The sequence below is a fragment of the Aureimonas sp. AU22 genome (assembly GCF_001463745.1).
Classification (GTDB): domain Bacteria; phylum Pseudomonadota; class Alphaproteobacteria; order Rhizobiales; family Rhizobiaceae; genus Aureimonas.
Genome location: NZ_BBWJ01000020.1, coordinates 1 through 10,905, shown reverse-complemented (window position 1 = coordinate 10,905; position 10,905 = coordinate 1). Strand labels below are relative to the sequence as shown.

7 protein-coding genes are annotated in these 10,905 nt (G+C 73.6%); 3 read left to right on the top strand and 4 right to left on the bottom strand.

Annotation, left to right across the window (positions count from 1 at the left end):
* The 3 genes from AUL34_RS07950 to AUL34_RS07940 all read right to left on the bottom strand — a co-directional run.
* A partial coding sequence (locus AUL34_RS07950; RefSeq protein WP_061932988.1) for a glycosyltransferase occupies positions 1-1,131 on the bottom strand: 1,131 nt, incomplete at its 3' end.
* Positions 1,128-3,215, bottom strand: coding sequence for a hypothetical protein (locus tag AUL34_RS07945; protein ID WP_061932987.1), 2,088 nt, complete (start codon positions 3,213-3,215; stop codon positions 1,128-1,130). The genes AUL34_RS07945 and AUL34_RS07950, both read right to left, overlap by 4 nt.
* Before the next feature lie 37 nt (positions 3,216-3,252).
* Positions 3,253-4,080, bottom strand: coding sequence for a hypothetical protein (locus tag AUL34_RS07940; RefSeq protein ID WP_061932984.1), 828 nt, complete (start codon positions 4,078-4,080; stop codon positions 3,253-3,255).
* Positions 4,081-4,368: 288 nt separating this feature from the next.
* Between AUL34_RS07940 and AUL34_RS07935 the strand changes: the two genes are divergently transcribed.
* The 3 genes from AUL34_RS07935 (at position 4,369) to AUL34_RS07925 (ending at position 9,828) form a co-directional block, all read left to right on the top strand.
* Positions 4,369-5,226 (top strand): hypothetical protein, encoded by an 858-nt coding sequence (locus AUL34_RS07935; RefSeq protein ID WP_156420834.1) that lies wholly within the window; start codon positions 4,369-4,371, stop codon positions 5,224-5,226.
* 53 nt (positions 5,227-5,279) lie between these two features.
* On the top strand, positions 5,280-6,362 hold the full coding sequence (locus tag AUL34_RS07930) for a hypothetical protein (RefSeq protein ID WP_061932980.1): 1,083 nt from the start codon (positions 5,280-5,282) through the stop codon (positions 6,360-6,362).
* Positions 6,363-6,480: 118 nt separating this feature from the next.
* The gene (locus tag AUL34_RS07925) at positions 6,481-9,828 is read left to right on the top strand and encodes a tetratricopeptide repeat protein (protein WP_061932978.1); all 3,348 of its coding nucleotides are present in this window, start codon (positions 6,481-6,483) and stop codon (positions 9,826-9,828) included.
* Between the two features lie 3 nt (positions 9,829-9,831).
* Here AUL34_RS07925 and AUL34_RS07920 read toward each other — a convergent pair.
* A partial coding sequence (locus AUL34_RS07920) for a Hint domain-containing protein (protein WP_192845718.1) occupies positions 9,832-10,905 on the bottom strand: 1,074 nt, incomplete at its 5' end.

Genomic DNA, 10,905 nt, shown 5'->3' with positions numbered 1-10,905 from the left:
GGCCGCGTCGCCGAGGCGGAAGTGGAGGCCCGCCACGCCGTCCGGCACCTTCTCGGCCATGCCGCCGATGCCGGTGCAGATCACCGGGGCGCCGGCGCCGAAGGCCTCCTGGATCACCACCGGCGAGTTCTCCCACCACTTGGAGGGGATCACGACATAGTCGCACTCGCTCATCAGGCGGTGCACCGAGCGGTTGTCGTAGGCGCCGGCATAGGACAGGAACGGGTGGGCCTTGAGGCTCGTCTCGAACCGCTCGGTGAACTCGGGGCTCTGGCCGATGAGGTTGCCGTGGATGCGCAGGCGCATGGAATGGGCGAGCGTCTTGTCGGCACCGATGAGGTCGGCGACGTCGAGGAGGACGTCGACGCCCTTGAACGGGTTGATCTGGCCGAAGAAGCCGAAGGTCCAGCTCCGGTCGCGCTTGGGGGCCCGCATGGGTTCGCCCGGCGCGAGCAGTCCGTTCTCGATGACGCGCATGCGGGCGGCGTCGAGGCCCCAGTCGGTGAAGCGGTCGGCAAGGAAGCGGCTCGGCGAGACGAAGCCGTCGAAGTCGCCGAAGCTGTCCAGCATCGTGTCGCGGCGCATGGCGAACTGCGAGCGCAGGTGTTCGGGAAAGCAGGTGCCGCACGCCTCGTTCGAGGCGCCCTCGCACAGGATGCGGGCCTGGCGCGTGATCATCTGCCCGTGGTTCTGACAGATCGCCAGGAACTCGTGGATGGTGAGATAGGTGCGCATGCCCGGCGTCGCCTTGACCGCGCGCAGCGCCCCGAGACCGAGATGGTAGAAGTGGTGGAAGTTGGCGATGCCGACGCCCTCGCGCTGGAGGATCTCGACAAGCTGGTCGGAGACCGCGCGGGGCGCGAGGTGGTAGAAGTGGTCGTAGCGCTCGGCGTCGTGGAAGACGGCGAACTCGTTCTCGTCGGCAAAGGCCAGGCGATGGCGCGTCGAGGCCGCGCAGGCGCCGATATAGATGGCGTCCACCCCGATCTGGCGCAGGCCCCGGAACAGCGCATAGGCCGAGATCTCGGCGCCGCCCTTCGAGAGCGAAGGGTGGCTGTGGGAGATGACGGCGACCCTCGGCAGGCTGGGGCGCGCGGGCCCCGCAAGGGTATTGGCGTTGGCGGGGATCATGCGGCCTCGGCTCCCCGACGCTTCAGGAGGTCGGCGTCGATCATGTCGGCAAGGCGCGAGACGGCGGCGCGCTCGATGCGCAGGGCGCAGGCGCGATGGTGCCGGTCGCGGCCCGGAGAGATGGGCAGGCCACTGTCGCCGAAGAGGCCGCGCGTCAGCGCCGGCGTCTCGGCGGCATGCGCAAGGAAGGCCGCCGTGCTCCAGCCGAAGCAGGCGGCGCCCAGCGCGCCGTCGACGCGGTCGGGCCGCCCGGCGTCGTCGAGGATCTCGAAGCGGTCCAGACCGTGGCCGCGCCGCGAAAGACTGGCATCGGCGGCGCGCCAGCCGGCCGCGTTCGGGACGATGCCGCGCCCGACATGGACGAAGCGCTCGGGGTTCAGGGTCGCCAGCACGAAGGGCAGCTCGGACAGGATGTCGTGGCCGTGCGGGACGGCGAGGAGCGACAGCGGCGCCGCCGTCCCGCCGCGCAGTTCCTCGAAGCGCATCAGTGCCTCCGACCGCCCCCGCCCGCCGTCGGCGACGATGCACAGGCCCGTGGCCTCGCCGAGCTCCGGCAGGTGCCGGGCGAGGCGGTCGAAGACGAGGTTGAGGTTGCCGATCTCGCCGGGCAGCCGCACCACGACGAGGCGCTCCGCCGGGGCGGCCGCGAGCACCGCCGGCTCGCGTCGCGCCTGGGCGAGATTGCGCTGCTGGGCTTTGATGAAGGCGTCCCAAAAGGGCTCGTGGCGGATCGCGGGAAACAGGGCGAGGAGTTCCTCGCCGTCGGCCACCGGGTCGAGGCGGCGCAGGAGCTTGGGCTCGACGCGCAGCACCGCGCCGGTGCCGTCGTCGTGGACGACGCGCAGGAGCGGCGCGCCGGCGGCGTCCGCGGGGAGCGCCCCCTGAAGCACGGTGGAGAAGCCGGCGCGCGCCGTGGTGCCGCCGCCGCCGAAGACCGCGGCGAGGTCGGCGCGCGGGCGAAACCCGGTGGACGCCTCGTCGGCGGTCAGCACGCAGTCGCCGATGCGCATCTGGAAGGTCTCGATCCGTTTGGCGGGGCTGACCGCCCAACCTTCGGCGAAGCACCCGAAGCCCGGCACCATCAGAAGCCTGTCGAGCCCGCCCTCGGCCCCGATCCCGGCGGCCGCGGCGTTGCCCGCCATCCAGTTGCCGCCCGAATGGAGAACGGCGGCCAGCCCCTCGGCATGGCCGCCGACGCTCAAGGGTTGCGCCTGCGTGAAGGCGGCGGTGAAGGCCTCGGCGCGGAGCACGCGCGTATAGGGGCCGTAGCGCAGGTGGAACTGCGCACCGTGGCCGAGATACACGAAGCCGTCGCGAAGCACGGGGGGCGGCTGCCAGCCGGTGTCGAGAAGGCCGACGACGCCGACGCAGGTGGAGTTGAGGTCGGGCCGCTCGTAGCGGAACACGGCGCCGCCCGCCGGCAGCTTCTCGCGATCGGCGATCACGGCGGCGAAATCGCTCTCGGCCCCGCGCTTCATCCATCCGACGAACCAGACCTGGCCCTCGGCGCCGGCATGCACCGCGTCGATCTGGCCGATCTCGTTGTCGGAAATGGGCCGCAAGGGGCGCTCGCGAAGGCCGAGCGCTTCCGCGCGCAGGCCGCTCAGGCGCCGCAGCATGCGGTCGCCGCGCGTGTCCTCGCTGCCGCGCGGGGAGAGGTTCGCGAGCACCCTGCCGCGCCAGGCGGCGACGAGCTCGCCCACGGTCGGGTCGCGGCCGCCGGGCGGCATCAGGCGGACATCGGTGCCTGCCACCCGCACGCCGACGGGCATGGCGGCGCGGCGCGGCGACAGGCGCGCCAGCCGCGCGAAGACCTCCGCGCCGAAGCGGAACGCCGCGCGCGTCGCATGGCCGAGCCGCAGGTCGCTCGGCGGATGGGCGAGGCCGCTCGCGCCGAAATGGAAGGCGTCGTCGCCGACGGTCAGCTCGAGGTCCGTCGCGGCGCCCGGCGCGTCCACGCACAGGACCCATCCCGAGATGCCCTCGCCCGCGTCCACACGCTCGATGCGTCCGCACCAGCGCCCGGTCTCGAGCTCCACGAGGTCCGTGGCCGCATAGGCGGAAAGGGGAAGGACTTGCAGCATGGCGGAGGGCGGTGCGAGGGGGGCTAGGGGCTTTCGATCAGGCGGCCGGCTCGGCGCGCACGATCTCCACCGTGGCGCCCTCGCCCATCTGGATCTCGCAGCGCGCACGCGCGTCGAGGATGAGGAGCTGTTCGCCGGTCAGCGGGTAGTCGGTGAAGGACGCGGACGGCGCGCCCTCCGTGTCGGCGACATGGGTGCCTTCCGCCACGCGCACCGTGGCGCGGCCGCTCGCATGGACGGCGACGACCGGCGGGGCGGAGGGCATGGCGAGCGTCTGCGCGAGGGCCGACGCGAACTCGGCCGGCGTGCGCACCGTCTGCGTCGCCGTGCGCACGTCGGTGCCGGCATAGGATTCCAGGAGAGCGGCGGCGACCGCGGCGGGCTTGTCGGCCACCACGGCCTCGTCGCCGGCGACCCGGCGCAGGAGGCCGCGCTCGTAGGCGCCGAACGACCAGAGGATGCGCAGGAAGTCGAAGTCGGCCTGCGACACGCGTCCGTGCTTCAGCGCCCATTTCAGGGCGGCGAGGCGCTCGCGCACATCCTCGCGCGAGAGGCCGGCACGCGCCTTCGTGCCCCCCGCCACGCGGGCGCTGTTCTGCAGGAGGACGGCGTCGCCCCCCTCGAGCCGGAGGACCACGGAGCCGACCGCGTCGGCCGCCACCGAGATCGGGAAGGAGAAGCCGAGATGCCCGTCGCCGATGCCGGCGTCGGCCAGATCGCCCCGGAAGGTGTCGACCCGGCCCGCGCCCACGCACTGGTCGCCCTGGAAGGCGAGGAGCGTGTAGTCGCGCACCCGACCGTCCGAGGTGTGGATCCAGCCTTGGATCAGATCGGCGCTGGCGAACTCGATGCTTCCCCGGATCATGGCGGTTAGTCCTTCGTGCGATTTTGTCTAGATTATGGAAGATATTCCTTACGGCTTGGTAACCGCGAGTTACGGCAAGGCCCGGCGCGCGAAAACATCGACAGCGTGCCCGACGGCACCCGCGATGGCCCGCATGGATAACTTCCGTTCACCTTGTGTTGGTCCGAACGATCCGAACAATAGTGTTCACACTCCGTTTTCCTCAATAAAACGAAGAACAGCGGCGCAATCGAATATCAACCTGCGACGGTGTCTTCTGGCGGTGGACGAGCAAGATGGAGCCACCCCGTGAGCGGACCTGAACGACGGGCGACCTTGAGAGTGGAACGGGGCCTGTCGGCTCTGTCCTATCGCGGCGAGCCCCTGGCCCACGGCGCGGCGCCCGAGGTCGAGGTCGTGGCCGTGTCGCCCGGCATCTCGCTTCTCGGCGCGCCGGGCGAGCGGCCCGGGCTCCTCGCGGCGCCCGGCCAAGTCCTCGTCGTGGTGGCGGAGGAGCCGGGCGCGATCGACGTCGTGATGCGCGGCACCGGCGTCGGCGGCGCGTTGCCGGCGGGCCTCGACCTGAAGCGCATGGGCGCGGAGGCCGGCAGCGCTCCCGCCCCGGCGCTGCGCCTGCGGCCGGACCTCGCCGAGGGTGGCGTCGAGTTCCTCGTGCGCGCCCACGTCTCGCTGCGCGGCGACATCGCCGCCCCGCGCGGCCACTGGATCTGCGGGCCCGACACGCCGGGCCGCATCGAGGGCATCGAGATGCGCGGCGTCGCCGCCGACCTGCCGCTGGAATACCAGGTGGCGAGCGGCGGGCGGGGCGCGGGCTGGTCGCCCTGGACCCCGGCCGGCGCCTATGCCGGAACGCGCGGTCGGGCGCTGCCGCTGATCGGCCTGCGCGTCCGCCTTCTGCCCGACGCTGCGCCCGGCCTGGCGCTTCGCGGCGACGGCGTCTTTCTCGGATCGTCCGTCGCGACCCGGCAGGGGCGCGAGATCGAACTCGTCGGCCCGACCCCGCTCGACCCCCTGGTCGGCGTGCGCCTCGACTTCGTCGCCGCCGCCGAAGGGGCCGCCCGCGCGCCCATGTCCACCCCCGTCCGCCAGCCGAGCCGCCTGCGGGTCTTCCGCCGGCCGGCGCGCGAGGTCGACGCCGCCGCCTGACGCTATTTTGCGCCGGCCCGCCTGCGACGGCGACCGGCTCCCAAGGGCCATGAATGGCTGAAATCTACACCTATTCGGCGAGCGCGAGCGGCGGACACATGTCCCCGGACACGTCGGACCATATCAACAGCGTGCTGTCCGATCTCGGATTGGGCGGCACCGCTGCGGATTCGGTCGACACCTCGCGCAGCGCCGTCGAATCGGTGGGAAGCACGCCCGAGGGCGCCTCGGCCACGCCCAGCCCTGTCGAGGCTTCCGCAAGCGAGGCGTCCTTCGATCACGCCGGCTCGATCCTCGCCGGATCGCCGGCCGATTCGGGTGCCCATGCCGCCACCGCCGAGCCGCAGGCCGAAACCTTCGCGCCCGCCCCCACGCATGCCACGGACCCCGCTCCGGCCTTTGCCGCGCCGGCCGGCGCCGACAGCGTGCCGGGCGCCCATGCCGCCTATGGATCGGAGGCGTTCGGGGGCCTCGGCACCGACACGCTCTGGGGCAGCGACGGCGGCACCGCGCACAGCCTCGCCGCCCTTCCCCCGACGCCCGCGGGCAGCGACACGATCCGCTCCTCCGGCGGCATGGAGACGATCTACGGCGGCAATGCCACGATCTACGCCTCCGGCCACTCGGCGACGCTGCACACGGACACGGTCCATGCCAGCGGCGAGGGAACCACGATGGACGGGTCCGCCTCGGCCCAGGTCCTTCATACCGACGGCGCATCGAGCTTCGCCGACCTTCCCGGCGGCTCGGGCAGCGACACGATTCGCCTTCACGACGGCACCGGAAGCTTCGTCCCGGCATCGGGCGAGGAGGCGCATGCGGCCACCGCCTACCCCGCCTACGACGGCTACGGCTCGGGCGCCCACGATGCCGGCTACGGCTACGGCACGCCCGACAGCGTGGTCGCGGGCGACGGCTCCGATCATTTCGCCCTGCTCGGCTACGGCGCGCTTCCCGACGGGTACGACGCCGGATCGGCAGACGACGGCTCCGCCGCGCATCACGACCCGTATCTTGCCGGCGGCCACGTGACGCATACCGACTTCGGCACCTTCGTGTCCTACAACGACGGCTATGACGCCGGTTATTCCGATCCGGACCAGCTTCAGTTCAAGGACACGGTCATGGCGGGATAGGCGTCGGGGTAAGGCGCCGTTTAGGATCGCGGTGCAATCTGGCGGCTCCGGAAGCGGCGCCGCTGCGCCCGCCCGACACCTTGCCGCCCGACACACTGCCGAACGAGCCCGACCGCCGATGTCCGTCCCCCAGACCCCGAACCGTCGCGAGGCGGCGCTCGCCGCCCGCGCGGCGGGAGACCGGGCGCTGGCGCTCGCCCTGTTCAGCGCGGCGGGCGACCCGTGGAGCCGGGTCGACGCCGCCGCCGAGCTTCTGGCCCTCGGGCGCGAGGCGGAGGCCGAGACGAGCGCCGAGGCCCTGTCGCGCGAGCGGCCGGACTTCGCCCCGGCGTGGCGCATGCTCGGCCTGATCGCGCGCGCGCGCGGCGATCACGAGGCGGCCCTGCGTCACTTCCGTGCCGCCGCCGCGCGCGATCGCGGCGATCTGTGGAGCGCCTATGACGGGGCGCAGGCGCTCGGTGCACTCGGCCGCGCGCAGGAGGCCGACGAGGCCTTGCGCGCGCTCGCCGGTGGAACGCCCCTGCCCCATGCCCTTCGCGCGCTGGCCGGCGCCGCCCGGGCGCGGGGCGATGCCGAGGGCGCACTCGCCGCCGCGCGCGTCGCCGCCGACCTCCTGCCCACCGATCCGTGGTTTCTTCTCGACCATGCCGAAGCGCTCGCGGGGCTCGGGCGCATCGGCGAAGCCGAGGACGCGCTCGGCGTGCTCGCGGCGCGCCATCCCCGCTTTGCCGGCGCGCCCCGCACGCTGATGCGGCTCGCCGCCCGGCGTGGCGACCGCCCGCGCCAGGTGGACCACGCCCGCGCGCTGGCCGCGCTCGACCCGGACACGGGGACGCTCGACCTTGCCGACGCGCTTCTGGACGCCGGCGAACCGCTGGAAGCCGAAACGTGGGCCGCCCGGCACCTCGTGCGACACGGCGCCGGAACGCGGCCCCTGCGGCTCCTGGCGCGCGCCGCAAGAGCGCTTGGCGACGGCGAGCGGGCGCTGGCCCACATGCGCGCCGCATGCCGCCTGCAGCCGGGCGAAGCGTCGTTGCGGGCCGAGCGGGCCGCCGACGCGCAGGCGCTGGCGCTCTTCGACGAAGCCGAAGCCGAGGCCCGCGCCGCCCTCGGGCTCGAGCCGGCCCATCCCACGGCGTTCCGGATTCTCGCTCATGTCCTGCGCGCACGGGGGCGGCCCGCCGAGGCCTTCGATCTCGCGCGCGCCCTCTGGGCGGAGGGCACCGGACCCGCCCAGGCCGGCTTCGAGCTCGCGGCCGACCTGCGGGCCGCCGGGCGATCCGGCGAGGCGGGAACCGTCTACGAAGCGCTGGCCGCCCGCCCGGACGTCGCAACCGATGCGCTGGTCGAACTCGCCCTCCTCGACCGGCGCCTGCGAGGCGTCGATGCGGCCCGCGCCCGGCTGGACGAGGCGCTGCGGCGGGACGGCGGCCACGCCCGAGCCCTTCTCTGCCTCGGCGACCTCCAGCGCGAGACCTGCGATGCGGAGGCCGCGAGCGATGCCTACCGGCGCGCCCTCGCGGTGCGTCCCGGTTTCGGCTGGGCCCATATGGGACTGGCGCTCCTGGCCGAGGCCCGGGGCGACGGACCGGCGGCCGAAGCGGCCCTTCGCGCCGCCACTGAAGCCGATCCGGCGGAGGCGCATTTTTTCATCGCGCTGGCGCAGCGCCTCGCCGAGCGCGGCGCGTTCGGCGACGCCCGCACGCTTCTCCTGTCCGTGCCGCCCACCTCCCCCCGCGCCGCCGAGGCGATGCTGGGGCTCGCCCGTCTCCTGCGGCTCGAGGGCGACGGGCCGAAAGCCTTGGCCCTCCTCGCCGAGACCGCCCGGCGCTGGCCGGACCGGCCGGACCTCTTCAACGAAGCCGCCGAGGACGCGCTGCGGCTCGGGCGGCCCGGCGAGGCTCTCGCCCTTCTCGAGGAGGCCGAAAGCCACGCGCCCGGCCATCCCGCCCTTCTCGAAGCGCGCGCGCGCCACGCGCTGTCGCGCGACGAGCTTGCCGTCGCCTCCGACCTCTTCGCCCAAGCCGCCGCCGCCGATCCCGGCCGCCTCTGGCCCCGGCTGATGCAGGCGCGGCTTCTGGCGATGGCGGGCGAGCCCGATCGCGCGCTCGCAGGGCTCGACGATCTCGCAGCCCGCTTCGGCGAGCGGCCGGAGATCACGACGGCCGCGGCGGAGCTTTTGCGCCAGCTCGGCCGGATCGAGGAGGCCGAGCGTCGCTTCGACGCCGCGCTGGCGGTCGAGCGCCTGCCCGCCGTCGCGATCGCCGCGGCACTGTCGGCGATCGAAAGCGCCCGGCTGTCCCGCGCCGAAGCTCTTCTCTCTAGCCTTCCCGTCGCGACGCGCGCGGACGAGGCACGCCTTCGCTTCGCGCGGGCGCAGCTCGCCTCGGCGCGCTGGGACTTCGACACGGCGATCGTTGAGGGCGAGGCGGCGGTTCGCCTCCAGCCGGCGGACGGCTGGTATCGCAACCGCCTCGCTCATGCCGCGCTCCTTGCACTCGACATTCCCCGCACGAGGCGAGTGCTGGCCGAGGCGGCGAAGATCGAGGCCGGCGCCAACGCCCTGCGTGGCAAGTCCGCCAATCCGTCGCAGAGCCACTACGGGCAGCTTCTCGACGAGTTCCGGCTGGACGCCGAGGCGCTGCAGGCGCTGCGCGCGGCGCTCGCGCATCCTTCCGCGGAGCGCGCCGGCGCGATCGCCGCCTGCGTCGACGCCTTTCCCGATTACACGGGCGCGGCGATCCTCCATTTCATCGAGGCCCGGCGAGCGGGTTCGCTTGCCCGGACCCTGGGCACCGGCGGCGGCGGCGTGCCGCACGTCATCCACCAGTTCTGGACCGACGACGAGGTTCCCGCCGACGTGGCGGCCTACATGGCGAGCTGGCGCGAGCGCAATCCGGGTTTCCGGCATCGCGTCTGGAGCGAGGGGGAGGCGCGGGAATACCTTGCCGCACACGCAGCACGCGAGGTGAGTGCGGCCTTCGCGCGGGCGCGCGAGCCTGCCATGAAGGCGGACCTCTTCCGGCTTGCCCTCCTGTCACGCGAGGGCGGCGTCTGGGCCGATGCCGACGATCGGTGCCTGCGGCCGATCGAGCCGCTCCTGCGGCGCGGCGCCGGGTTCGTCGCCTACCAGGAGGATCTCGGCTCGCTCGGCAACAACTGGCTGGCGGCGCGCCCCGACCATCCCCTTCTCGCCCGGGCGCTGGCGGAGGGGACGGCGGCCGTGAACCGGGGCGACGGCGACATCCTGTGGCTCGCCACCGGTCCCGGCCTCCTCACCCGAACGCTCGCTCGTGCGCGCTGCGCTGCGTCGGGCGAGGCGGATGACTGCCTCGTTCTCGACCGGTCCGAATTCCTCGGCTTCGTGGCGATCCATTGCCTGGCCGCCTACAAGACCAGCGAGCGGCACTGGAGCCGCACCGCGTTCGGCGGCGGGATCCGGCGAAACACGGGACGCGCCGCCTGAGGCTCAGGCGGCGCGGGTCCCGACGGCGGGGAACAAGATCTGCGCCCGCGCGTCGAGGGCGCGGCGGATCGACGGGGGCACCTGGCGGCGCGACTTGGCGCGCGGCAGGTCCATCTCGGCGACCGGCGCATCGCTTACCGAGAGCGCCTCGCGCTCGTCCGAGTTGTCGAACGCGAGATGCTGAAGGTTGTCGACGAAGCTTTCGGCAGCCAGCCCTTCGGCAAGAAGCAGCGCGTGTCGATCCAGCTCGACGTGAAGATAGAGGATTGTCTCGTCCGCCACGGTTTCACGTGTGACAGCGATCCCGTCCACAAGTGCCGAAGCGTGGACGAGAATGCCGCCGAGGCCGATGGCGTGGTCGGGCGACACGAGAAGGTCGCGCTCCGGAACGGCGTCGGCGACCGCGCCCGCGCGAATGCGGATCGGCTGGACGCGTAAGGGATCGGCGAACCGCGTCGAGACGGTCTGGCGTCCAATCCAGCGCACCGCATGCGCCTCGCCCTCGCTGGTCAGGACAAGGTCGCCGGGCGCGAGGGTTTCGATCGCGACCGGACCGCGGGGTGTCCAGAGGCGTGTGCCGGGCCGGAAGCAGACCGGATTGATGTCGAGGGATATCGACGGCGAAAGGCCGGGAGAGCCGGTATTGGCACCACCGGCCGTGGTGCCCGCCGCCGTGGTGGCCGACCCCGTGGTAGCCGAACCGTCGGAGCCGCCGACACCGCGCGTGGCGTTGCCGCCGGCCGTGCCCGAGCCGGACGATCCGCCTCCCGCAGAGCCCCCGGTGCCCGAGCCTCCGGTCGCCGCCGCCACCGCGTCGCTGGCGGCCGAACCGGTCGACCCGCCCGTCGCGGCGTCGGATCCCGTCGATCCGCCGCCCTCGCCGGCGCCGCTCTCGCCGCCGGCCTCACCGGTGGTGCCGCCCGAACCCTCGGCTTCCGCAGCGCCAGCGGCTTCGCCCCGCTCACCGCCGCCCTCGCGCCCACCGGCCGGCGAACCACCGCCGCCGGACGCAGCGCCAGGGCCGCTCGCCGAGGCCGCGCCGGACGGGCCGCCCCCCGCGCCCGAACCGCCCGGCCC